General features: G+C 41.9%; 18 protein-coding genes and 1 tRNA gene. 8 read left to right on the plus strand and 11 right to left on the minus strand.

Going from position 1 to position 25,853, the window contains the following annotated elements; translation table 11 throughout:
- Nucleotides 1–152: 152 nt before the first annotated feature.
- Nucleotides 153–281 carry a hypothetical protein gene (locus VB836_RS03180; RefSeq protein WP_323217965.1) on the plus strand — a complete coding sequence of 43 codons (129 nt, stop codon included), beginning with the start codon at nucleotides 153–155 and terminating at the stop codon, nucleotides 279–281.
- A 146-nt stretch (nucleotides 282–427) separates the two neighbouring features.
- Here VB836_RS03180 and VB836_RS03185 read toward each other — a convergent pair whose 3' ends face one another.
- Nucleotides 428–1,732, minus strand: coding sequence for a hypothetical protein (locus tag VB836_RS03185; RefSeq protein WP_323217966.1), 1,305 nt, complete (start codon nucleotides 1,730–1,732; stop codon nucleotides 428–430).
- Nucleotides 1,733–1,911: 179 nt separating this feature from the next.
- Complete coding sequence (locus tag VB836_RS03190; RefSeq protein WP_323217967.1) at nucleotides 1,912–3,441, minus strand: YifB family Mg chelatase-like AAA ATPase; 1,530 nt, start codon at nucleotides 3,439–3,441, stop codon at nucleotides 1,912–1,914.
- Between the two features lie 124 nt (nucleotides 3,442–3,565).
- Here VB836_RS03190 and VB836_RS03195 point away from each other — a divergent pair, with 124 nt between their 5' ends.
- The 3 genes from VB836_RS03195 to VB836_RS03205 all read left to right on the plus strand — a co-directional run bounded on the left by VB836_RS03195 (nucleotide 3,566) and on the right by VB836_RS03205 (nucleotide 6,672).
- Entirely contained in the window at nucleotides 3,566–3,913 is a 348-nt protein-coding gene (locus VB836_RS03195; RefSeq protein ID WP_046279299.1) for a histidine triad nucleotide-binding protein, read from the plus strand.
- 294 nt (nucleotides 3,914–4,207) lie between these two features.
- Nucleotides 4,208–5,290, plus strand: a complete 1,083-nt coding sequence (gene psbA, locus VB836_RS03200) for a photosystem II q(b) protein (RefSeq protein ID WP_323217968.1) — start codon at nucleotides 4,208–4,210, stop codon at nucleotides 5,288–5,290.
- 161 nt (nucleotides 5,291–5,451) lie between these two features.
- Nucleotides 5,452–6,672, plus strand: a complete 1,221-nt coding sequence (locus VB836_RS03205; protein WP_323218078.1) for an RNA-guided endonuclease InsQ/TnpB family protein — start codon at nucleotides 5,452–5,454, stop codon at nucleotides 6,670–6,672.
- A 95-nt stretch (nucleotides 6,673–6,767) separates the two neighbouring features.
- On the opposite strand, the gene VB836_RS03210 is transcribed toward VB836_RS03205, so the two are convergent.
- Both VB836_RS03210 and VB836_RS03215 read right to left on the minus strand, forming a co-directional pair.
- Nucleotides 6,768–9,173, minus strand: a complete 2,406-nt coding sequence (locus tag VB836_RS03210; RefSeq protein ID WP_323217969.1) for a carbohydrate-binding protein — start codon at nucleotides 9,171–9,173, stop codon at nucleotides 6,768–6,770.
- Nucleotides 9,174–9,980: 807 nt separating this feature from the next.
- A complete protein-coding gene (locus VB836_RS03215) occupies nucleotides 9,981–10,409 on the minus strand; it encodes a hypothetical protein (protein WP_323217970.1) in 429 nt (142 codons plus the stop codon).
- A 269-nt stretch (nucleotides 10,410–10,678) separates the two neighbouring features.
- Here VB836_RS03215 and VB836_RS03220 point away from each other — a divergent pair, with 269 nt between their 5' ends.
- On the plus strand, nucleotides 10,679–12,448 hold the full coding sequence (locus VB836_RS03220) for a right-handed parallel beta-helix repeat-containing protein (protein ID WP_323217971.1): 1,770 nt from the start codon (nucleotides 10,679–10,681) through the stop codon (nucleotides 12,446–12,448).
- Nucleotides 12,449–12,526: 78 nt separating this feature from the next.
- Here VB836_RS03220 and fba read toward each other — a convergent pair whose 3' ends face one another.
- The 7 genes from fba to VB836_RS03255 form a co-directional block, all read right to left on the minus strand.
- On the minus strand, nucleotides 12,527–13,606 hold the full coding sequence (gene fba, locus VB836_RS03225) for a class II fructose-bisphosphate aldolase (protein ID WP_323217972.1): 1,080 nt from the start codon (nucleotides 13,604–13,606) through the stop codon (nucleotides 12,527–12,529).
- 272 nt (nucleotides 13,607–13,878) lie between these two features.
- Nucleotides 13,879–13,969: transfer RNA gene (locus tag VB836_RS03230), tRNA-Ser, on the minus strand.
- Between the two features lie 48 nt (nucleotides 13,970–14,017).
- On the minus strand, nucleotides 14,018–16,525 hold the full coding sequence (locus VB836_RS03235) for a ComEC/Rec2 family competence protein (protein WP_323217973.1): 2,508 nt from the start codon (nucleotides 16,523–16,525) through the stop codon (nucleotides 14,018–14,020).
- 25 nt (nucleotides 16,526–16,550) lie between these two features.
- A complete protein-coding gene (locus tag VB836_RS03240; RefSeq protein ID WP_323217974.1) occupies nucleotides 16,551–17,027 on the minus strand; it encodes a DUF4079 domain-containing protein in 477 nt (158 codons plus the stop codon).
- Between the two features lie 105 nt (nucleotides 17,028–17,132).
- Nucleotides 17,133–18,014, minus strand: coding sequence for a YihY/virulence factor BrkB family protein (locus tag VB836_RS03245; RefSeq protein ID WP_323217975.1), 882 nt, complete (start codon nucleotides 18,012–18,014; stop codon nucleotides 17,133–17,135).
- 70 nt (nucleotides 18,015–18,084) lie between these two features.
- Nucleotides 18,085–19,386, minus strand: a complete 1,302-nt coding sequence (locus tag VB836_RS03250; RefSeq protein WP_323217976.1) for a hybrid sensor histidine kinase/response regulator — start codon at nucleotides 19,384–19,386, stop codon at nucleotides 18,085–18,087.
- A gap of 63 nt (nucleotides 19,387–19,449) precedes the next feature.
- A complete protein-coding gene (locus VB836_RS03255; protein ID WP_323217977.1) occupies nucleotides 19,450–21,255 on the minus strand; it encodes a putative bifunctional diguanylate cyclase/phosphodiesterase in 1,806 nt (601 codons plus the stop codon).
- Nucleotides 21,256–22,320: 1,065 nt separating this feature from the next.
- On the opposite strand from VB836_RS03255, the gene VB836_RS03260 reads away from it, so the two are divergent.
- The 3 genes from VB836_RS03260 to VB836_RS03270 all read left to right on the plus strand — a co-directional run bounded on the left by VB836_RS03260 (nucleotide 22,321) and on the right by VB836_RS03270 (nucleotide 25,596).
- On the plus strand, nucleotides 22,321–23,487 hold the full coding sequence (locus tag VB836_RS03260) for a response regulator (RefSeq protein ID WP_046279615.1): 1,167 nt from the start codon (nucleotides 22,321–22,323) through the stop codon (nucleotides 23,485–23,487).
- A gap of 80 nt (nucleotides 23,488–23,567) precedes the next feature.
- On the plus strand, nucleotides 23,568–23,954 hold the full coding sequence (locus tag VB836_RS03265; protein WP_323217978.1) for a response regulator transcription factor: 387 nt from the start codon (nucleotides 23,568–23,570) through the stop codon (nucleotides 23,952–23,954).
- A 394-nt stretch (nucleotides 23,955–24,348) separates the two neighbouring features.
- Nucleotides 24,349–25,596 (plus strand): response regulator, encoded by a 1,248-nt coding sequence (locus VB836_RS03270; protein WP_323217979.1) that lies wholly within the window; start codon nucleotides 24,349–24,351, stop codon nucleotides 25,594–25,596.
- Nucleotides 25,597–25,853 lie beyond the last annotated feature (257 nt).

Here is a 25,853-nt window from a genome sequence, read left to right on the forward strand (position 1 = left end):
TTGCGTTCCTTGCAGCTTCATTTCATACACAAGCATAGATTATCGGCATCAAGCCACGATAAACTTATGTTAGCATAAAATAATCCGTCGTGAACGACGGGGCTTTAAACCTGCTTCTCTTGGTAAAACTAACGGCAGTCGAGCGCGAGATTATGACCATCACGAACGCCTTTGATGGTTCTGGGTTCAGTCTGGAGGGGCGACAACTCGGGGTAAAAACAGCTTGGGGTAAGGTTTTGAGCAAGCCGACCTTAGATCGGGCTAATTTGCAGGTCTATTGACGTACTTTTTTGCGATTGGCAAGCCAATTGTGTGCTACCGCGCCATCGCCTGGTTTATCTTTTCAGAGGACTGCCAACCGAAACCTTTTCCTCATGGGACTTACAGGTAACTTTTCGCCCCCAAAACTCCTGACTTCTTCTGCATTTCAAGCAACTTTATAGACAACTCTTTTCTGATGACAGTCTAAGATTTCTTTCAATGCAGTTTTAATTTTCATGGGTGTTGCACTTTCAACGGATTGAGCGAGTTCTGATGTTCTCTCCCCTAACCAACCGGATGCGACATCAAACCCCTCTGTTGCTTTTTCTAGGGTCATGTTATAAGCAATTTTGACTTGATCTGGAGTTGAATGTTTCATTTTTTTAATCACAGCTTGACGTTGTTCTTGAGTGAGATTGTTCCAAACTTGTTGTTCAATAATCCCCACTCCTGAAATGGCAATGACTGCATTTCCGGTGGCGATCGCTGAACCAATATCAGTCCGCGTTTTGACTAGATAACGTTTCCATTCTGGAGAAATTTCTTCCCAAATGGCTTTGATGACTGAAGCGCTGAGTAAGGCGGTTCCGACAGTTGGAAATAAGATCACAACGGTTGTAATAACAGCAGAAGTCAACATTCTTGGCCCGACTTCTGTGATGGCTTCTTCCAGGGTTATTTCATCTTTTAAAACTTTAATTAAAGTCGGAATTACTTCAATTCCGACCGTAAATCCTAATGCAGCAAAAGCACTTCCATCCATCAGTTTTTGGATCACTTTAATCGCTACAGATCGAATAAAACCTGTTTTTAAACCTGCTAAAGTTACTTCTAGAATATTAAAAATTTCGGCTTTAGCGAGTTCTTTTTCCTCTCGACAATAAGCCCCTATTTTTTTAATAGACTGAAACAAAATATTGAGCGTTGCGTTAATAGCGGCACCTTCTAAACCTGCACCGTTCACTTCTTTTACGGTTGCGGCTACACTCATTACGTTTGCTGCTAAGTAAGGATTTTCAGCAACCCATTGAGCAAAATTTTGGCTAATTGGAAAGCTTTGAACCCCATCAATATCAATGAGAAGGGTTGCTCCTACTAGATGAGCGTTTTCGGAATTGCTGGGAATTTCTCCCGAATAACGCTGAGATTTAACTTGTTTTTCAAGATATTGTGCTGAACTCGCTTGGGCTTGAATTTCAGCAATGACTTGTCCGACTTTCTGAATATAAAGATCTGGACTCAATTTTGTCATTCCATCGCGGGGAAGTTGATCATCAGGAGATTCCGATCCTTTTAGTCCCGCGTTAATATTATAGCCAATGGCTTGCAAATGTTCAAACGCAAAACCAAAAGCTTGCGGATTTTGGCTCATTTGAGGATTACTTTTTTTCATCAAAGCTGCACCCGGTTCTAAAATTTCAGTCACAGAGGGAATGAGTCCGTCGAGAATTGCATCAATTTTATTTTTCATCGTTCTGGCTCAGTTATCAATCAACTGGAATAGATTGAAGACTCCTGGCACTATCTTAAATTTTTTAGCCAAAATAGAGAAGCGTTAAATTACTGAACTTGGAAAACTTTGGATGTATTGATCAACTCGCAAATCTCCGTAAATTTACGAGTGAGTCTGTATTTTTTTTGACCTGATATCTATTGCATTCGATCCAAGGTACGATATTGAATGGCTTCGGCTAAATGATTGGCCTGAATTCCATCCGATCCCGCTAAATCAGCAATAGTACGGGCCACTTTTAAAATGCGATCGCTGCCTCGGGCTGACAGCCCTAATTTCCGAATACAGCCTTCTAAAAGCTGAAGACAAGTGTCGTCGAGTTGACACCATTTTTGAATATGGCGACTTTGCATTTGAGCATTACACTGGATATTCGCTTCATCTTGAAACCGAACTTGAGCAATATCTCGTCCTTTCTTAACTCGTTCTCTGATGGTTTCTGAACTTTCTCCGGTCGATTTTTGAGTAATTTCTTCGGCTTTTAAACGGTTAACAGCCACTTGTAAATCAATCCGATCCATCAATGGCCCAGATAGTCTTGCCCAGTATTGTTCTCGTTGTCGAGGCGAACAAGTGCAAGGTTGAATGGGGTCGCCGTAATACCCACAGGGACAGGGATTTGTACTGGCAATTAAAGTGAATTTAGCGGGAAAAACAACGGATTGACGAGTGCGAGTTACGGTAACAAATCCATCTTCTAAAGGTTGACGTAAATACTCTAATACGTTACGCTTAAATTCGGTTAATTCATCGAGGAAAAGTAAACCATTAGAAGCCAGTGAAATCTCACCGGGTTTCGGAAAACTTCCCCCTCCGACTAAAGATGGCCCTGATGCCGAATGATGAGGACTGCGAAAGGGGCGATCGCAAACTAAACTGCCGCAATTTTTTAACAATCCCGCAACAGAATGAATCCGAGTTACTTCTAAAGCTTCTTCAAAGGTTAAAGCCGGTAAAATTCCGGGTAAACGTCGCGCCAACATCGTTTTTCCACTTCCGGGAGGCCCAACAAAAATCAGATTATGTCCGCCTGTTGCGGCAATTTCTAAGGCTCGTCTAGCATGAGTTTGTCCTTTAACATCTTTTAAATCTAAATCAATTTTTTGCCTTTGAGATAACACTTTGGAGAGGTCTAACTTCACAGGTTTATAAGCATCTGGACGTTCTAAAAAGTCAGCCACTTCAAAAATTGTTTTGAACCCATAAACCGCCATATCTTCCACAATTGCGGCTTCTTGGGCGTTATCTTCCGGGACAACTAACCCCGCAATTCCCATTTGAGAAGCCGCCGCCGCAATTGGTAAAACGCCCGCTACCGCCCGCAAACTTCCGTCTAGTGAAACTTCACCTAAAAATAAAAAATCCCCTAATAAATTGGGATTAATTTGTTCAGAAGCGGCTAAAATCCCAAGACTAATCGGTAAATCAAAACTCGGCCCTTCTTTGCGTAAATCAGCCGGAGTTAGATTAATCACAATACTCCGCATTGGAAAGGCATATCCGGCGTTTTTTAATGTCGCTTTAACTCGTTCACGAGATTCTTGGACAGCAGTATCGGGTAAACCTAAAACCACGATTTTCGGGAGTCCTCCCGAGATATCAACTTCGACTCCAACTTTCACGGCATCAATTCCGACAACGGAAGCACTCCAAACTCTAGCTAACATGATGATTTTGATGGATAATATTTCAAATGATCTCCTGTAATTGACAGAACAACTGAAGCTACAAAAATTGCAGCTTTTCGTTGTCCATCGGATGCTAGAGTTAAATTTAGACGAAATCAGACCAATGACTAATCAAGAAACGGTATTTAGTAAAATCATCCGTCGTGAAATTCCGGCTGATATTGTTTACGAGGATGAGTTGGTTTTAGCCTTTAAGGACATTGCCCCCCAAGCACCTGTCCATATTGTTCTGATTCCAAAGAAGCCTATTCCTAAGTTAGCCGATGCGACTCCAGAAGACCATGCCCTGATGGGACATTTGTTGTTAAAAGTTAAACAAATTGCCGATGAAGCAGGACTTGACAACGGTTTTCGAGTGGTGATTAATAATGGGGAAGATGGAGGTCAGACGGTTTATCACCTGCATATTCATATTTTGGGCGGTCGTCCCATGCAATGGCCCCCCGGTTAGAAAGAAGTCAGGTGTAGGGGCGGGTTCCGAATAGATCCATCATGTCTGACAGACAACTTATATAAACCCGCCCCGGAGTTGGGAGTCGGGAGTTTGGGAGATCTTGCCTGTTCCCTATTCCCCACACAAAGCGCTATGCTTTTAATAAGCCCTGCTTATGTAAACATAAACAAACTTTTATAAAAAATGCTTTACAAAACTCTCATATGTATGCTGACCTGATACAATCAGGTTCAAGGTAGCTAACTTGCTACCGAGCGTACCTTGAAAACAGAATTTAGCAATTATTCAAGCATGACCACAACACTACAACAGCGCGAAGGCGCCAACCCGTGGGAACGGTTCTGCAACTGGATCACTTCCACCGACAACCGCATCTATATCGGTTGGTTTGGGGTTCTGATGATTCCGACCTTGCTGACTGCGACCATTTGCTTCATCATCGCATTTGTAGCTGCACCTCCGGTTGACATTGACGGGATTCGCGAACCTGTAGCGGGTTCTTTGTTGTACGGAAATAATATCATCTCTGGTGCTGTTGTTCCGTCTTCTAACGCGATTGGTTTACACTTCTACCCGATTTGGGAAGCTGCATCTCTCGATGAGTGGCTGTACAACGGTGGCCCTTACCAGTTGGTGATTTTCCACTTCTTCATCGGCATCTGCTGCTACATGGGCCGTCAGTGGGAGTTATCCTACCGTTTAGGAATGCGTCCTTGGATCTGTGTAGCCTACTCAGCTCCTCTGTCTGCTGCCACTGCGGTATTCTTGATCTATCCAATTGGTCAAGGTAGCTTCTCTGATGGTATGCCTTTGGGTATCGCTGGAACCTTCAACTTTATGATCGTGTTCCAGGCTGAACACAATATCCTCATGCACCCCTTCCATATGTTAGGTGTTGCAGGTGTGTTTGGTGGAGCTTTGTTTAGTGCGATGCACGGAAGCTTGGTAACTTCTTCTTTGGTTCGTGAAACCACTGAAGTTGAATCTCAAAACTACGGTTACAAGTTCGGTCAAGAAGAAGAAACCTATAACATTGTAGCCGCTCACGGTTACTTTGGGAGGCTTATCTTCCAATATGCTTCTTTTAACAACTCTCGCGCACTGCACTTCTTCTTAGGTGCATGGCCGGTTATCGGAATCTGGTTTACCGCGTTAGGCGTTTCCACGATGGCGTTTAACCTCAACGGTTTCAACTTCAACCAGTCTGTCCTCGACTCTAGTGGTCGTGTGATCAATACCTGGGCTGATGTAATCAACCGTGCAAACTTGGGTATGGAAGTTATGCACGAGCGCAATGCTCATAATTTCCCATTAGACTTAGCTTCTGGTGAGTCTGAGCCGGTTGCACTCGTGGCTCCTTCCATCAATGGCTAATGCCAGTGTTCGATCCGAATAGCTAGTTAACGAACGCTCTCCATGAGGAGGGCGTTTTTATTATTGCACAACTTTACCAAGAGAAGCAGGTTTAAAGCCCCGTCGTTCACGACGGATTATTGTATGCTACAATAACTTATCGTGGAGCGACAATGATAAACATGATTGTCTATGAAATGAAGCTACAAGGAACGCAATACCAGTACAGAAAGTTAGACGAAGCTATCCGTACTGGTCGTTTCGTTCGTAACAGCATCATTAAAGCATGGATAAATGGTCAAGTTAAAAGTCGTAACGATGCTTATGCCTACTGCAAACTGCTGTCAGACAACCCTAGTTTTCCCTGGGTAAACAAACTCAATTCTATGGCTCGACAAGCGCACGCAGAGAGAGCATGGGCATCAATTGAACGATTTTATCAAAATTGTCGGCAAAAAATACCGGGGAGGAAAGGCTTTCCCCAATTTAAAAAGTACCAAGTCAGAGCATCAGTTGAGTACAAAACATCGGGTTGGGTGCTTTCAGAAGATAGACGCTATTTAACTTTCTCAGACAAGTTTCAAGCGGGTACATTTAAGCTTTGGGGAAGTCGAAATCTCCACTTCTATCAACTCCAACAAATTAAACGGGTTAGGGTGATTAGAAGACACGATGGATATTATGCCCAATTTTTGCTCGATCATAAAAGGGAGGAAAACAAAGAACTCAGTAACAAACAAACAGGTTTGGATGTCGGTTTAAACCATTTCTACACCGATTCCACCGGGATACAGGTAGAGAATCCCCGCTTTTTAAGACAAGATGAGCGACGAATTAAAAAGCTGCAACGTCGATTATCTCGAAAAAAAAAGGGAAGTCAAAACCGCTCAAAAGCCAGAAATCGTTTAGGTAGAAAATATCTTAAGGTTTCACGCAGGCGTAACGATTGGGTTTGTAAACAGGCCCAACACGTCATACAGTCTAACGACTTGGTAGCGATTGAAAACCTACGGATACGCAATTTAGTTAAAAATCATCATCTAGCTAAATCAATTAATGATGCTGCTTGGTACAGATTTAGAGAATGGTTAGAGTATTTTGGGAGAATTTATGGGGTGACAGTGATTGCTGTTGAACCCGCATATACTTCTCAAAATTGCTCAAATTGCGGTGAAAAGGTTGTCAAAACTCTCAGCACCCGGACTCACAAATGTCCTCACTGTGGGTATGTAGCAGACCGGGATGAAAACGCCGCCAAAAACATTCTAAAATCTGCACTCAAACAGCTATCAAATACCGTCGGGCAGATGGAAATCAACGCCTCCCGAGAGACTGATCTCTGCTTAAGTGGGGAAACCCAGTTGAGTAAGTCAACTCATAGAAAGAGGAAACCCAAACAGTGATGTTTGGAATCTCCGTCGTTTACGGCGGAGAGGATGTCAAATAACTTTGCAAAGTGTGATCGGATTTTTGCCCAAAAACCGGGTTTTTATTGGTTTTAAAGGATTGCAAAGTCCTGACTATCGAGAGAACTTGCAGATACCCCTTCAAGCGTGGCTAAGAGTTGATCGGTTTCGGCGATTTGAATCAACGTATTTTCACCAGACTGCACAAACTCCAACTGTTCAAAGGTCAGATTCTCAGCTAATTGGATGATATCTTGACCATCTACAAAATCTGTCACTAACAAACTGTCTGAATTGGGATCAACAATCAGTTGCTCAGAAGCATCAGACTCAACAGAACTCTCTGAAGTTGCTTCGAGAGGTTCACCTGTTAACAAATCGCTGGCAGCAGAAGCTGATTCTAGGGGAGTAAACTTAATCGTATCAAAGCGAGCATATTCGCCCTGACGACCTTGAGCCGAAATTTCAAAAGAATCACCGGGCTGTAATTGTACCGCTTCGTGAGTCACACGGCTCGTTAATGAGTCAGGTGTTGATCCATACTCACCTAAATCTTCGTCCAACTCGAAACTGTGGCTTTCTCCCGCAACAGTAACCGTAGCGGCGGAAACACCATCACTTTCATCGAAGTAACTGACTTCCACCCGATAAGTTCCCGCTTCCCCTTCAAAGCTTCCTAAAGCCGTTCCTATTTTGTCCCGAGAACCTTTGAGAGAAATGTGTTGACCCCCAGAAGCGCCAGAACCATTAATTGATTCGACGGTATAACCTGTCAGTTCAAGGTCTTCAGCTTCGATCACGATAGACTCAGAAGTAGAATCATCGGGAACTTCTGTACCAGAGTCATCCGGTTCGGAAGTTGGATCATCCTCATCGGGAGTTGAATCATCATCAAGATCAGGATCATCAACAACTGGATCATCCGGGTTAGAATCATCTGGGTTAGGATTATCCGGGCTGGAACTCGCTGCTAAAAATTCCTTAATCGCATCAAATTTGGGCGAACTTTCCTGATAGATACTTTCTCGAACTCCCCAACTTCCCCATTTAGTAGGAGTCCCAACATCACTGAAGTGTGCAAACAAACCGCCACCGAGTTCAGACCATTTCTCAAAATATTCAGTGTACAATTCTCCCAAGCGAGAATCACGGTTTGCTGCAATAAATAAATCCGTAATCGCCTGATTGTTTTCAACACCCTTTGTACCGACAAGATGCTGTCCACCTTCATAAGCAACCAGATCTAAATCTTTTTGCTCGGCAAGGTTAACATATTTTTGCATCCAATCAAATGATCGTTGTAAAGCGCCTCCTTCTGGTCCGTTGCTGAGAACTCCGCCTTCAGTGAGTTCTTGAAACAGTTTATTTAAACCGCCATCAGGATCTTTTGTCCAGCTTTCAACTTCGGCTTTATATTGGGAATTTCCCAGATAGTTCCCAAAATAGGGCGCAATTGCGATCGCATCAATTCCGGCTTGTTCATAGGATAATCCAGTAGAGTCGATGTATTCTAAAGACTTCGCTGCGGTCCAGGAATTCGCCGCTTGAGCGCCTAAAACTCCAACGACACGATCTTTGTCATTTCCGAAGACATCATCCCAAATTTGACTCACTTCAGAGGTGCGTTTTCCGAACCAATAACGGGCTTTTTCGTTATCAGTGACATTCAAATTTGAGAATTCCTGTTTTCCTTGATCTAGAACATAATTCGCCTGAGTAAACATAAAGTTCCAGACTTCATTAGAATACTCAACATAGACATTGAGATTGGGATCGAGGTTGTCTTTAACGTATTCGGCGAAGTTCTGAACATATTCATCAGTGGCTTCATGGGGTATGGTAAACCAAGGATCAATTCCGGTTTCGTTTGCTAATTCGACGAGGATTTCAACCGGAACACCTCCACCAAAATAGTCGGCATCATCGACTTCAGGACGTTCACTCCATTGTTTTTGTTGGGAGCTATTTGTGTCTATCCAATCCATGAATCGTAGGACTTTATAACCCTCTAAGCTTTCGATAAAGTCAGGGTTAAAAGTTTGGGATTGGTAAGTGTCGATGTATTCTTCTGGAATCACACGAATGTTGCGAATGTAGTCTCCAGTATTATTCGGATCGGTTTCAGTAATTCTGAGGTTTAATTTTCCTCCTGGCTGCGCGTAGAAAACATCTTGTCCCGGTTGGGATGCGGCTTGATCTTTTTTTGCTCCGAGTAAATAGTCAATCTTCCCTTCACCGTCGTAAAGGACAACAAATCGACCCCCTTTTTCATCGTTGGGAAGCATCGTTCCGACACTGGTAAATTCACCGCCATCAAGTGATTTGACCCAACCGTTTTCATCGAGTTCGAGTTGATTGGTTTCATTGGTACTCCAAGTGTTTGAGCCATGCGTAATCCAATCTCGTGAACTTTTGAAATAATCGATCAATGGATATTGAGTAGACCAATCATTAATTCCGTTCAGATTGGTGCCGATTTGAACAGTGTTATTCTCCATTTTAGCTTCTCTGTATGTGGATTTGCAACAGTCTTGGTAGAAGCTTCCTGCTGGTGGTCTTTCAAAGCTAAAGCCTTGATTTTTCAGCAGAAATGTTAAGACAACAACCCTGTATTCTCGGAGAAGTACCGTTCCACGTCCTCACAAAAATTTGATTCATCAATCGAGCATATTTTTATTTTAGCTCTAAATAAGTGATTGATGAGAACAAGCTTATCTTAAACCAAAATCTCTAGTTTTAGCAATCGTTTTTTGTGTCAGTTCTTGAGGTGTCACAAGCCTATTTATTGACAACAACAATAGCATGAAATTTATGAGAATTTCACGCAGATTAGTATCAGTATTTCAGTGAATACTTACAAAAAAATCTAGATTTTTTCTAAAAATGATTATTTATGTATTCAAAAAACTACAAAGTATTCTCCCATCGCTGTCAAAACCTGAAACTGATTGACTCGATGAATAAACGTTAATAAAGAGTTGAAATAGGAAAATACCAAAGATGGGTTTTTGGTGTTCATGTTGAAAATAACCTCAGTGATTGCTTCTACGAAATTTTCAGCAACCCCCCCTAACAAAAATGAGTGAAAAACTCACTTCCCCTTGTGTTGAAAGGTTTTTTCAGATTTCTCAAAGTTACAGTATCACCTTTACCTTGAGAATCTGACCTTCCAACACTCAACCCCATCTACAAAGTCATTTATTGAGTTCCGGAAGAAAAAAAAAACTGCGTGACAGTTCGTTAACTGTCACAAGCTGAATAGCGATCGCATTTTAGCCTTGAATTCAAGACAAAATACCGTCAATTTAGGATAAATTTATAGTGACTTTTGGCGGTAATCCTAAAACAACATGAATCGTCACTTGATCGAGTTCTGAAACGCTTTTTTCTTGAAACTCTTTAACGGTTAACAAAGGATTTAACATCAAACCCAAAAGCTTATTATTTGCTTTTGATTCAATCAATTTTTTGATTTCCTCTGATTTTACAGTGCCAATAGAACCACTGAGATTAGTCGTAACCTGCGGCACACCAATACCCGTTGTAATCTGAAAATTATTGACTTTAATTCCAATCTGTTTTAGTAAAACAATCACTTCTTTATAATCAGCTAGTAAATTATTCACTTTTTCTTGTGCTGCTGCACTAATCACTGCTGTTCCGTCTTGAAGGCTTCCAACAACTTGCTGACTGCCCGTTTTAACAAAACCAAACTTACTGAAAAAGTTGCCCATTTTGATAACCCTTAGAGTTTAAAGCTAAACTCAATGTTACTCCAACTACAAGAAATTGTAAATCATACCCGAGGTAATCTAACAAATATATCCTGTTCACTGTAAAAAAATGTTACAAAAATCCTGGGTTTGACTGGTTTTTACCCCGACTAATTCTTCATGTGTTCAAAGGGGCCAGGATTTAGAGAAAAGTTGGACAATTATTCTTACAAATCTAGCTGCATTGGAGCTAAAATAAAGTTAGGCGAATCAACAACATCTCGATCTCGATGAACACACGAAAAACAATTCACCGCCGATGGAAAAAGTTCTGGATAGTTTTTCTGGTAACTGTTGCTATGATCGGCTTGGCAGTTTCCAGTTATGCTTTTATCGGGATTTTTACCGTTAAAACGCCTGAAGAGTCTACTGTCAATTCTACCTCGACTCAAAATTCACTAGAAACGGTTGTCTCTCCCGAAGCTTCTGAGTCAATCTCTCAAAATCAACAAACTCAAAATAAACAAACGTTATTTTCTCAGGTTAATCGTTCATCGGGTTGTAATCCTTCCAATGGAGAACCTGTAGATAATATCATTGCATCTTTTTATGGAAAAGACGCTTATCCTTGGACGAATCAACTTCGTTGGGATTGTGTTTATAATATTAATAACTTTTCCGGTTCTAATTTAATCGAACAATTCAATAAAGCCCGAGATGCAGCCGCATCAAACGGAGGTGGAGTTGTTTATTTCCCTGCTGGAACTTATAGCTTTACCGATAATATTGAACTCAAAGACGGCGTGATTTTACGCGGTGAAACCCCTTCTGTCAAAGATGCTAAATCTGCTAATTATTCTCCGCCCTCCAAGTTAGTTTTTCCTAAATACGAACCAAAACTCTCAGGAAATGGCACACAGAACGAAACAGCTTTTAAAAAAATTTCAACAAATAATCCTCTACAAGATAGTAATATTGGCTTCGTCAATTTAGAGATTAATCGCGCTGCTATTTCGATTTTAGCAGATATGAACGCCCAGAAAAATAAAAATATTGTGGTGTTTGGAGTTCGCAGTAATAACGTCGCCCAACCCGATCCAAAAGTTCCTGATCTTTCCTTTCAAGAACCTTGGCAAAGATACAGTTATCGCTTTGCAGCCAATCTTGAACTTACGGCTTCTGAGAATATTTTAGTCGCTAATAATCGGATTAATGATCAAATTACGGATAATTTTGAACAGCCCGGATATCAACTGAAAACCCGCGATAAAAAATCGACTTTAACCTATTCAGACGGCAAAAAAGCAATCTTTCACTATGGGAATCATTATGGCATTGTTGTCAATCGTTTTGGCAAAAATGGTGAAGGATTTAAATTAGCCGCAACCCCAAAAACCGAACCGGGATTATTTCGCCCTGGGGTTGTAATTCGAGATAATTGGGTGTATCATACAATGAGAGTCGCTATTCATGCTTCAGGTCAAGGTTTAATCATTCAAGATAATCAAATCAAAGACCAAGCGAATAAACAATGGTGGCTAGATCCGACCGGAATGCGAGAAGCAACGGGTGCTGTTACTTTGGAAAATCGGGCAATTGATTGGTCGGGATGGGATGTTTTAGTTGAAGGAAATAATTATGAAGTCTATCGTCATATTGTCGGAGATACGGGCTATTTAAGCGTCGATGGCGAGGGTATTTTAATTCAAGAATGTTGTGGCGGAACTAAAGTCAATGGGGCGATCATTCGCAATAATCAAGGGAATGCTTATATTGGATTTTACAAAGTTCAAGAAATGCAAAATGTCACCCTTGAAAATAATCAATTAAGTAACAACGCAGATATTTTAGTTCTCGCAGATACCAATAATAGCCCCTACGCGATGAAAGATGTGAAAGTTGTTAATAATCAAGTTGGCGGTAATATTGTGGCGAAAGCCAGCGCAGGCGGGAGTGGAAATATTATTCAAGGTAATATGGGGAATGGAGGGAAAATCGAGCATACTTGTTCTGTAGAAGTGAAGAATAATCAGGGTTTTGACGTTAAACCTTGCCAATAAAAAGCCCAGTTTCACGCAGAAACCAGGCTTTATGATTAATCAGCTTAATTGATGAAGCTGAGTTAACGAATTAAAATTCTATACTGCTACAGCAGACTTAGAAGTAGCACTGAGTTCACCTTTAGCATATTTCGCAGCAAAGTCATCGAGAGTGATAGCCTTGATCTTGCTAGCATTTCCAGCCGCCCAGAATTGCTGATAACGATCAGCACAAACCGCTTTCATCTTGGTAATAGAAGGCTTCAGGAAATGGCGGGGGTCAAAGTTAGCCGGATCTTTAGCAGCAGCTTCACGGAAAGCAGCAGTAATGGCTAAACGGTTATCGGTGTCAATATTAACCTTACGAACACCGCTCTTGATTCCTTTTTGGATTTCTTCAACGGGTACACCGTAGGTTTCAGGGATCTTACCGCCATATTGGTTAATAATTGCGATCAGATCTTCAGGAACAGAAGAAGAACCGTGCATTACTAAGTGAGTATTGGGTAAGCGGCGGTGAATTTCTTCAATGCGGCTGATCGCCAAAACTTCGCCAGTCGGCTTGCGAGTGAATTTATAAGCACCGTGACTGGTACCAATGGCAACCGCTAAAGCATCAACTTGAGTCTTTTCAACGAACTCAACTGCTTCATCAGGATCAGTCAACAATTGATCATGGGAAAGCTTTCCTTCAGCACCATGACCATCTTCTGCTTCACCCATTCCAGTTTCCAGAGAACCTAAGCAACCGAGTTCTCCTTCAACACTAACACCAATGGAGTGAGCGACTTTAACAACTTCAGCCGTAACGTTAACGTTGTACTCAAAGCTGGCGGGAGTCTTCGCGTCTGCTTCAAGAGATCCATCCATCATCACGCTCGTGAAGCCATTACGCATGGCAGAGTAGCAAGTTGCAGGAGAGTTACCATGATCTTGGTGCATGGCAATGGGAATGTGGGGATAGGTTTCGATCGCCGCTAAAATCAAGTGGCGCAGGAAATTTTCACCCGCATATTGGCGAGCGCCGCGAGAAGCTTGCAGAATCACGGGGCTATCAGTTTCGTGAGCAGCCTGCATGATCGCAATGATCTGCTCCATGTTGTTGACATTGTATGCAGGGATGCCATAATTGTTTTCGGCCGCGTGATCGAGCAGCAACCGCATGGGTACTAGCGCCATATATAGTCTCCTCCTAAACTGTGTTGTCGGTGAGTTTTTTCTTAGATCGTCATCTTGAGATCATCTTAAGACAAAATCTTAAGTTATTGTGAATTGTATCAGAATTTGGGTGCCGAGATGACATAGGAAGTTTGTGATCCCTAAAATTTGGGTGTTTTTTCCTCAAAAACTGTTTCCGAGGACATCCGCCCTCTGTGCAACCCCTATCACCACAGGCATCTCCGAGTCAGACCAATCGCTGGAACGTAGATGAGATAAGAAGATAAACTTAACGGAGAGGGTGGGATTCGAACCCACGAGGAGCCATAAGACCCCTAACAGATTTCGAGTCTGTCGCATTCAACCAAGCTCTGCCACCTCTCCAATTTCACTGAAAACGGGCTAATATTTAATCCCTAACAGACTATCATATCACAGGAAAGAACCATCTGTCTGATCAGAGTTCAAACTGCTTTCAAATCCTTTCGTGGGTGTCCATTGCAGTGCGCCATCGCGACTCGTCCAAAACACTTGAGTTTGTCGCTGGGTGAGAAGTTCAAGAGTTTCGGAGTCAATCGTATTCGATGAGGCGATCGCAATTTGAGGTTGGAGTACCCTGAGTATTTTCGGGTCAAGGGCATTTCCCGGCCACCATAAGACTTGAGTGGGGCTAATGGTTTCGGCTTGTAAGAGTTTAATTTGGTTATCAATATTCACTTCACCTAACAACATCCATTTGAGATCACCAATAAAAAATTCGACAACCGGAGTCTCAGCATCAATCAATTCGACTTGAGTTGAACCCAATTCTAGCAATTCTTCGAGAGGGAGAGGTAAATAAACACCCTGACGAGATTCAATTGCTTTCTGAATCTCTAAAGAACTCACATAATAAGCTTTTTTAGGCGCAGGATTATCATAAAAGATTTTAATCGGTAGTTTTTCTAAAATCACTGGCCAGCCAATACTTAAACTTAAACGAGAATGAGTCGAGACTGAATAATCAATGTGATTAACCCCTTGCTTTTGCAAGAACGGTAACACGGTGTAGCGGGCTGTATCTTGACTTCCACTATTCACTAAAGTTGTATTTCCCCGATCTTGAATCACCAAAACGGGTTCTCCAGAAGTAGCAAGAATCGTCGCTTGAAATTGAGAGGATTTGTTATACCAAACGGGAACAATCGCAATCGCAATCGCGGCGATCGCGGCGAAAGTAACGGGATTGAATAGGAAAGAAAACAGCCCAGATCGGGTTAAATTTTGACGGTTGAGGCTTCTAGCTTCTCGTTGACTTCCAATCACCCAAACGAGAATGTTGATGGCGTAGAGGGCAATTAATTGAATTTGAGAGAGGGAACCGACAGCCATCGAGTTTCCCGGCTGTTGGCTGAAAAACTGCACCAGAGTAAGCAACCCCTCAACAGGATAATTCAACAATGAGGCGAGCGCCGTTCCGCCTGTCGGCCAAAAGAGGGCAACAATTGCCGTAAATAATCCCCCCAACGTAATCAGTGCCACAAAAGGAACCGTAATCACATTGACGAGAATGCTGTAGGGAGAAACAATATTAAAAACGTAGAGTTGTAGAGGGAGCGTCCAAATCGATGCAGCAACGGGAACAGCGAACAAAGACGCTATCGTTGGGGGCATCCAATCTAACCGTTTCATCATCGGCGGGACACTGACTAATAATCCCAGAGTAGCTAAAAAGCTAAACTGAAATCCCAAGTCCCAAATCCATAAAGGATTCCACAGGAGTAAGACAACAGCGACTGCGACTAAGACACTCAGGGGCTTGACCTGGCGGTTGGTGGCAAATCCAATTAATGCGGCTAATCCCATCAATGCGGCTCGTAATACCGAGGGTGACGCCCCGGTTAAGCCCACATAGCCGAGTAAAGCCAGGACTCCAATCCCCAAGCGTTGGCGGGGTGAAGCGGCTCGGGTTAAGGCGAGTACCACCCCCAACACGAGGGAAACGTGAAATCCCGAGGCGGCTAAAATATGAGCGAGTCCCACCTGTACAAACTGATCGCGAACATCGTAGGGGAGATCAACGGCTCGTCGTCCTAACACCATCGCACTGACAACGGGGCCTTGAGGAACGCCTAATCCTTGGACTTGAACCCGAACAATACGCTGTCGAATCGCCCACCATCCCCAACTTTGACCTCCAGAGGGTTTAATCAGGGTGAGGTAACGGCCTCTAAGTCCGGCAAATCCGCCCTGACGAGCTAAGTAGGCGGGAAAATCAAAGGCTCCAGGATTTGTGGGGGGTTGGGGTTTGTAGAGACTTCCCGTAACGGCGATCGCGGCTCCTGGATATAGACCTGTTGCTTGTAGGATCGGTACGGTGACATAGAGTTTACCGCTTACTTCCCGACTCACTTCAATCGGCTTGTCGTTGCCCATAATTTCGTTGACTTGAGCGGTTTTGAGCCAAAATTGCGCTCGTCCAGAACGGGTGAGATTGGGAGGAGTGGTGACTTTTCCACGAACGGTGATGATCATTTCGGGAGCATCATTATCCGTAACTAACCGACTGATGTCATTGGGAGCGGGTTGGGGGGCGCGAACTTGCAGATAGAGGCTGGCGGCAATGGCGATTAATCCCGCGAATAACCAAACGGTTTCTGGGATTGGGGGATTGTACGGGGGTGCATTTGACCCAGAAACCGAGGCAGGGGAGTCGGTCGCTATCAATTGCCCTTTTTCCCCTACCGTCGGATAAGCAGTTATTTTGGCTTCCTGCTGTTGGCTGTGCCGTCGTTTGATTTGTGCCTGACGCTGTTTGCGTTTCACGAATTCTCGCAACATTGTCGCGATCGCCAAAATTAAGGCAAGCACTAACACGGCTGATCTTCCCCAGACCACAGCACTACAGAGCAACCCCAGAATATAAGCGAGACCAAAAATAGTAACTGCCGTTTGATTCATTACTGCTTGGCAGGCAGACCTTAGTTTAGATGGACAAGCCCAACTTTAGCCCTAGTATGCCATGAATCAGCATGATTGAGATGGCTAAAGTGCCGAGGTAGGCATGGGTGATCCGTAGTGCATCTTTGTTTCCGGCGAAGCCACTGAAGGCAATCAAACCGTTAATGGCGAGGACGCCGAGTAATGCAGTACCAGTCCAAAAATGTGGACTTTCGAGAATCGGCTGTTTTTGCATGACTAGCGAAAGCAGTCCGCCTGTGTAGCCCAACGCCATGAATAGAAACATCCAAGGTGCGATTTGACGATGGCTTGAGCGGCTTTTGAGTGCAACTTCTTTATCGGATGCCAGTCGCCCTTGCCATCCCGTGTAGGCAACGGTACTCCCCATCGCTAGGACAACAATTCCCATCATCACGGGATGTCCCCAATGGGTGATGGGTTCGGGAATCCCTAAACTTCGGAACTGGCTTGCAATGGGTTCCAATAGTTCACTCAGATTCATCTTAATACCCGCCCTTAAAATTGATTGATTTTAACTTTTGTAATCATACCGTTTAGCTGCAACCGTTGGATCTTTGCCAGGGGATTTTTCCTCTGTCCTTGGTGCCTATTCCCTCAGTGTTGAGGTGGCATTTTTGTTGGGTCGAATTTGCGAACCATAGCGCCGAGACCAGACTTGAGTAAATTCTGCACCGAACAGGAAAATTTGAGTTGAATAAAATATCCACATTAACAAAACGACAAATGATCCTGCTGCACCGTAAGCGGATGCGATGCTACTGTGACCGAGATAAACACTGATGAATGATTTTCCAATGATAAATAAAACGGCTGTCATGGCGGCGCCGACTCCGACATCTTTCCAGGCAATTTTGACATCAGGTAAAACGCGATAAATTTGAGCAAAAAGTAGAGTGATTAAGCCAAAAGAAATGGCAAGATCGACGAGAGACCAGATGAAACTGGGGATAAATAAATATTTTTCCAGGATTTCGCTGGTTCCCGATAAGACTGAACTGATTATCACTGAGAGTAACAATATTAAACCGATCCCCAATACCATGAAAATTGATAAAATTCGAGTTTTAATAAAGTCTTTAAGTCCTCGTCCGGGCTTGGGTTGTACTCCCCAAATCATATTTAAGGCTTGTTTGAGTTGAGCGAAAACGGTGGTGGCACCAAACAGGATAGTTGCGATCGCAACCAGGGTAGCTCTAATATTTGAGCTAGGGCTAAATTGATTTTTCAGCACAGTTTGAATTGAAACTGCATTTTCTGCACCCACCAAAGATTCTAATTTAGTAAAGACTTCTTCTTGGGCAATTTGTTCTCCAACGATAAAGCCCAAAACCGCAATCACTAAGATTAATAGGGGTGCAATTGAAAAGATCATATAATAGGAAAGGGCAGCCGCGAGGATGGGAACTTTATCCTGTTGCCATTCGTTAAAGGTTTCTCTGAGCAGACTTAAAACGGTGTTTAGATTCACGACTTTTTAGAAAAATAAAAATCTCATCCATGAGTCTAGCAGCAAGTCGGTTTTTGATCTACCGGAGTGCTTATGAGGTTATTTTAGCTTGTTGGACTGGAATTTCCACAATAAACTCAGCCCCCTCTCCAAAAGCTGAATAAAAATCGAGTTTTCCCCGATGTTTTTCGACCACAATTTGATAACTGGTTAATAAACCTAGCCCACTTCCTTTTCCCACAGGCTTTGTCGTAAAAAAAGGATCAAATAGACGAGATTTAACTTCGGGTAAAATTCCCATTCCATTATCTTTGATAATGATTTGTACGGTTTCTTGATCTTTTAATCGAGTGGCAATCCAAATCCTTGGATTCTTGAAAGTTTCTGGATTTTTATCCAATTTGGATTCTATCGCATCAATGGCGTTACTTAATAGATTTAAAAAGACCTGATTTAATTGACTAGGATAACAGGTTATTTTAGGAATTTTACCATAATTTTTAATGATTTTAAGAACACAATCACCATTGGGAAGTTTAAATCGATGTTGCAAGAGAATAATCGTGCTATCAATCCCCTCGTGAAGATTAACCGATTTAATATCAGATTCATCTAAATGAGAAAAAATGCGTAACGCTAGAATAATGGTACTAATTCGATGTACACCATTTTTCATAGAACCGATGATTTTTGGTAAGTCAGAAATGATAAAATCTAGATCAATTTCTTCTGTCATTTTCTGAATCACTTGAGGCGGTTGAGGATATTCGTTTCGGTAAAGTTGAATTAACTTGAGTAAATCTTGAATATATTCATTCGCTGGATCGAGATTTCCTGAGATAAAGCTAATGGGATTATTAATTTCATGGGCAATTCCGGCGACTAATTGCATTAAGCCCACCATTTTTTCTTGTTGAACCAGTCGGGCTTGGGTGACTTGTAATTCACTTAAGGTTGTTTTGAGTTGATTATTTTGATGTTGAAGTTGATTTTGTAAACTTTGAATCGTCAGTTGATTTTGAATTCTGACAATAATTTCTTCAAATTGAAAGGGCTTCGTCACATAATCGACTCCACCCACCTGAAAAGCTTTTACTTTATCCAAAGCATCATCTAAAGCGCTTAAAAAAATAATGGGTATTCGGCGAGTTTCTTCGTTGCTTTTGAGCTGTTCACAGACTTGATAACCATTCATTTCCGGCATATTAATATCGAGCAAAATCAGATCGGGCTTGACGGCTTTGACGGCAGTGAGTGCCATTTTTCCACTGATCGCTTGTCGGACATTATAGCCATATTCAGTCATCATATTGGAAAGCAAACGTAAGTTTGCCGGGGTATCATCAACGACGAGAATATCAGTTTTCTTCAAACTTGTTTCAAGTGAATTCATAACATTGATTTATTATAAATTGTGATTTCCGACATTCAGCAGGCTGGATTAAACAGCTATTATCTAGGAAAAAAGTTGATTCCATTCATTGGATAAAACCAGATTAATCGCTTCCTTCTCATCGACGGGATGAGAAAATAGATACCCCTGACCTAAGACACAATTTAAGCCAATCAATTGTTTTAACTGAGCTTTAGTTTCGATCCCTTCGGCAATAATGTTCATCTCTAAAATTTGAGCGATATTAATAATCACAGGGACAAGTCCTTTATTTTCTGATGTCTCATCGAGATGTTTAACAAAGGATTGATCGATTTTCAGCGTATCTAAAGGAAAATAATGCAAGTAACTCAGAGAGGAATAGCCCGTACCAAAATCATCAATTCCTAACTGAATTCCTCGTTGTCTGAGTTGTTGGAGAATTTCAATGGCAATGGTGGGATTCTCCATTAATGCACTTTCAGTAATTTCCAGTTTTAAACATTGAGGATGAATTTGAGTTTCCGCGAGAATTTGATCAACAGATGGAATCAGATCGAGTTGGGTAAGCTGTCGAGTGGAAAGATTGACGCTAATAAAGAATGAATCATCAACAAGATTTTGATGTTGCCAGATTCGGAGTTGTTCACAAGATTGACGCAAAACCCAGTTTCCAATCGGAATAATTAATCCAATTTCTTCAGCAATGGGAATAAACGACTGGGGAAAAATTAAGCCTCGGCTGGGATGCTGCCAACGCACTAAAGCCTCAAAGCCGATAATTTTACCTGTATTTAAAACGACGATAGGTTGATAATAAACGACTAATTCTTGCTGCTTAATCGCTTGATGGAGTTCGGTTTCTAGCTCTAAAACATTAATGGCAGCGACGTGCATTGTGGAGTCAAAAATGTGATATCGACCTCGACCTAACGCTTTAGCTCGATAGACAGCCGTATCTGCATCTCTTAATAAATGTTCGGGATCTTCATAGTTTGAATCCCCCAGTGCAATGCCGATGCTAGTATTAATAAAAACTTCATGTCGGTTGAGCTGAAATGCCTGAGAAAGAGCCTCAAGAATCTGATCGGCAATTTGAATCACTCGGTTTGAGTCTTCTATAGGGTTGAGAAGGATGGTAAATTCATCACCTCCTAATCTTGCTAAAATATCTTCTGGATTTAACAAGCTTTCTAAACGACGACTCAGAGCAATCAGGAGTTCATCTCCCACTAAATGACCCAGGGAATCATTAACAATTTTGAAGCGATCGCAATCTAAAAATAAAACGGCAAATTGATGGTCTAAATTTTGCTTGGCTTGGTTGAGGGCTTGCTCTAACTTCCTCATAAAAAACCGACGATTGGGTAATCCTGTCAAGGGATCATGCAGTGCCATTTCCAGAAGTTTAGCATTGGCGACTTCAAGCTGTTGGGTTCGCTGTTCGACTCGTTTTTCCAGTTGCGTCTTCAGGCTACTCAGTTTTTCTTTGGCATTTTTTAAAGCGAGTTGATTTTGAACTCTTGCTAAGATTTCTTCAAATTCAAAGGGTTTAGTAATATAGTCTGCACCCCCCACTTGAAAGGCTTTGACTTTATCTAAAACATCATCTAACGCACTTAAAAAAATAATTGGGATGTCAGCCGTTTGGGGATTATTTTTTAGACAAGCACAAATTTGATATCCATCGATATCAGGCATCATTATATCGAGTAATATTAAACTCGGTTGAGAAGTTTGAACGGCTGTCAATGCCATTTGACCACTAATGGCTTGACGAACTTCATATCCCTGCTCACTCAACATGGTTGAGAGCAGACGTAAATTCATGGGTGTATCATCAACAATCAGAATATCAGCTTTAGGGAGATTAAGTTGACTTGGATTCATTGGAGGTTTTTAGTAACTCTGTTGACAGTCTGAACCGACTTCAGCCTATCCATTAATTTTAAAGAGTACGGAGCGATCAAGTCTAATTTGATGAACTTTTTAGGTTAAAATTATCAACGTTTTTATAATATTGATTAAAGTCAATCGATCCCTGGTATTCATCCAGCCAGATTAATAGTCTTCTCCATCAGAGCTGGTGACCAATGAGCAGAACTTCGAGAGGCGGGGGTCAGAGTCAGCGAGTTTGACATACTCCCCATTTCTAAAGAAAGGGGATTCTCCAAGCCTCACGGCTTTGGATTACTGATTCATTGACAACCCTTACAGCAAGCTAGTTTCCTAACCTACTCCAGAGGGGTGAGTCTCCCCAGTCGTTCATCCCATTTCAGAGATAGTTTCGGTATGCCCTACCGTACTTGAGAAAAAAATGCTTTGTTCTCTGTACTTGGTGCTTTAAGGTTTTATATGGCCAAAGCATTTCTTGCAAGAACCCCATACCTTAAGTTTTCAAGGTTAATTGCATCGATTAGATGCTGGGTTTTTCAACTGGTTGAATACCCTGCCAGTAGAGTTATTATAGCATTAGAAAGAGCCTTATATCCCCATACCTGAAGGTAGGGGCGTGTGCGGCAATTTTTGGTAATCTTGCATGACAAGATAAAGCTAGCCGATCAGATTATACCCTAAGTAGAAACAAACTCGCAAATATAGCGAACAGAAGTTCTCTTGCTGCTCTGGTCAAAGGAAAACCGTTATTGAAGAAGAAATATTTCTTATAAATTTACGGAAAATGCGTAGATAATTGGCGATGCTCTCCCCTCACTAAAAACTAACCTCCGTAAAATTACGGAATTTGTATATTAAGAGGATACCTAAGCGCTCTAACCGAGTGGATTTGACGGAAAACCTGCATCAAATCATCCAGCGAGTCATCCAGATCAACCGTTGAGCAAACTGGTATGTTGTCGCGTATGTGTGTGATAATAAATAATAGAGGAGCAACTGAGTTTCTGGCGGATTACTAAGTCTCCCAAGCTAAAAACATTCTGATAAAATGAGGATAGGATGTTAACTGACGAATCTACTCCCTACCAACGATTAGCACAAGAATTAGATCGCCGATGTCAGCAAATGGCAACAGGGGACTTATGCTTCTCAACCCATGAAAAAGAAGGACAATTTCACCTGTTTTATGGTCGGTTACTCTATGTTACAGGTGAGTTTCATCGGGTGCGACGCTGGCAAAGGGCAGTGGTGAAGTATTGCTCCGGTTGGAAACCTTCATCGGCACTGATTTCATTTGAGCAGAATAAACCCTGGGAATATCAGATGCTTTATGAAGGAGTAGCCCGAGAGCAAATCAGTTTAACTCAGGCTAAAGTTGTGATTCGTCAAGTCAGCTTAGAGATACTCTTTTCTCTGGCTCGTTACAGTGATCTCAGTTGCCAATGGAAATCCTATCAAGAAGAAAATACCCAACTTTCTCTCGGTTTAACGCTGTCTTTTCCTGAAGTCAAGCCGATTTTTGCCAAAGCCGATCAAATGCAACAGCAGTGGCAAGCCGCCGGTTTAAGCAGTATTAGTCCTGATTTATCTCCGGTGTCTAAAAAGAAACTGAATCCTGAAGCCCTTTCCGGCATGGCTAAATATCTCAATGGCAAGTTTACCTTATGGGATATTGCTGTCAGGACGGAAAAACCCGTCACCGCCATCACGAAAGCCTTAGTTCCTTTGATTAAAAAAGGTATTCTTCAACTGCGGCGAATTCCTGATGTCTCAGCCCCTATAAGTCCAACCCCGACTAAGACTTTACCCCCTTCAGATGCTTCATCTCAAAGCCGTAAGCAACCCTTTCTGATCACCTGTATTGATGATAGTCCTGTGATCGCTCAAAGTTTACGAAAAATCCTCGAACCTGCTGGCTATAAAGTGGTGGGAATTCTAGATCCTGTTAAAGCCTTAGCTCAAATTGCCGAACAAAAACCGGATTTAATCTTTTTAGATTTAATCATGCCTCATGCTAATGGTTACACCGTTTGTCAATTTTTGAGAAATGCACCTCTATTTGAGCATACACCTGTGATCATTCTCACCAGTCGGGATAATGTTATTGATCGCAGTCGTGCTAAACTTGTGGGTGCTTCCGATTTTTTAGTCAAACCTCCGAAGGCTCAGGAGACTCTGGAAATCGTCCAAAAATACCTTCCGAGATCTTCAAAGGTTTTAACTTGAGCAATAATACAGGATAGAATACATTGTAAATTTTGAGTGAAGTTTGAGTCAAAAGTTTAAATTATTGATGAGGTTGTGCAATGACAAGTATATTAGTAATAGAAGACAATTCGACTGAAGCAGACGTGATGATTGGTTGCTTACGTCAATCCGGTTTTGATGTTCACAATGTGACAACGGCAGAAGCCGCTAAAGCCTTGCTAGAACATAAAATTTTTGATGCGATTGTTACCGATGTCGTTTTGCCGGGTCAAAGTGGATTTGGGTTGTGTCGGGAGCTAAAAAATCAGAATAAAACTGCTCATATTCCTATTATTATTTGTTCGAGTAAATCCGCTAACATTGATAAAAACTGGGGATTAAAACAAGGGGCATCTGCCTATGTAACTAAGCCAATTAATCGCGAAGAATTGATCAGTACAGTCAGAAGTTTTACAATCCCTTCTGGACAAGCGGGACTCGCTTAGAATCACCCCGACGCTCAACTTTACTCGATCAAACCAGCTTCTTTGTTCTGAATGTAAAATCTATTTTGAAATTAAATTCCGGGAAAAAATCAGTTAGGAAGTGAGTCTTAAATGCTCACTTCTCTACTTGATTAGAATTTTAAAAATTTGCTTGTTTATTATAATACAATAAAAATTAATATAATTCTTAAAAAATAGATCTAAGATCAGGATAGAGACCCCTTGTTTATCGGATTTTTAAGTGTTTTACTTAGTATTGATGATCCCGTGAAAAGACCAACTTCAGGAGAAGAAGTCCATTGATCTTCTCAACGAAAGTCGCTCTGGTGTCTCAGCTTCATCTATCGGATTTCTCTAGCCTGTCTACTTGGCGTCTACCCACTGCGAACCCACCATGACAACAACCGAATACATACATCTTAAACAGCTTGATCAAAAATTACAGCAGTTGAGTCAACATCACAATAGTGGTATCCTAACTCTCAGCAGCCATACCGAAGAAGGAAAACTTTACTTCAGCCAAGGCCAATTACTCTATGCTGCAACCAATGTTCATCGAGTCAGACGGTGGTCAAGAGCCATCGAAAAATACTGCCCAAAAATAACAGTACCCTCCTCACCACCCATTGAGCATTTGTTGTGGGAATATAAGCTGTTATATCAGGGAATTCGTCGTCAGGAACTTAACCTTTCTCAAGCTAAAGGCGTGATGCGACGAGTCCTGAGTGAAGTGTTATTTTCTATGACTCGCCCTATCGACTTAAACTTTCATTGGGAAGCTCATACTTCCCTAGAATCTGGTTTTTCAAAGCACCTTAGTCTTTCCTATGAGGAAGTCAAAAGTATTCTACCTCAAGTTGCCCAAATACAAAGCCAATGGCAAACGGCAAACTTAAACAACCTTGACCCCAATCTGGCTCCAGTTTTGACCAAACCCGTTAATCCGAAAGCCCTCTCGGGTTTAGTCAAATATCTGAATGGAGACTTGACGTTGTGGGATATTTCCCAGCAAATCGAAAAGCCTTTAGTCAGTGTTACTCGGGCTTTAGTTCCTTTACTTCAGAAAGGATTATTGCAGTTTAGAATGTTGCCGGATTTGCCAGCAAAAGCCGAAGAAAACCTCACAAAAACCACAAAAAATTCAACGGATTATACTGATAAATCATCTTCGACGACTCGCAAGCAACCGTTAATCGCCTGTATTGATGATAGCCCGGTAGCGGCTCAAAGTCTCAAGCAAATTCTCGAACCAATGGGATGTCAAATTTTGAGTATCCAAAATCCGGTGAAAGGACTGGCTCAAATTGCCGAACATAAGCCCGATTTAATCTTTTTAGATTTAGTCATGCCCAATGCGAACGGATATATTGTCTGTAAGTTTTTACGCAATGCTCCCATTTTTCAGAATACCCCTGTTGTGATTCTCACCAGTCGGGATACGGTGGTTGATAGAAACTACGCTAAACTCGCAGGTGCTTCAGATTTTTTGAGTAAACCGCCGAATCCTCGTGATACGTTGCAGGTGGTTCGCAAACACTTAGCTGAAAAATTTCCCCGACTGAGAACTTACAGTCTGACTGAAGGAGCAAAAAAAGAGGTTTCGACTTCCTCCGATCATTCTGCTAAACCGATTAGCAATTAATGGCGATGCCGAAATCCTAGAAAATAGAAATTATTGTAGGAGCAGTTATTCTTTTCCCGTAAAAATTAACATCTACTCAAAAAAATGCCCAGCCTCATTCAGCATCGGTAAAATGGGTGCATAACTTTTATAAAAAATAGGATTTTAAGCGGGGAATTTATCAACTTAAACGCCTCAAAAACGGACTGAAAAAATTTTTCAAAACTCTGAAACGTTTTTTTAAGTTTAAGCCAGTTTGCCGAAAACTTAAGTTAAAA

The organism is Limnoraphis robusta BA-68 BA1 (assembly GCF_034932365.1).
GTDB lineage: Bacteria > Cyanobacteriota > Cyanobacteriia > Cyanobacteriales > Microcoleaceae > Capilliphycus > Capilliphycus robustus.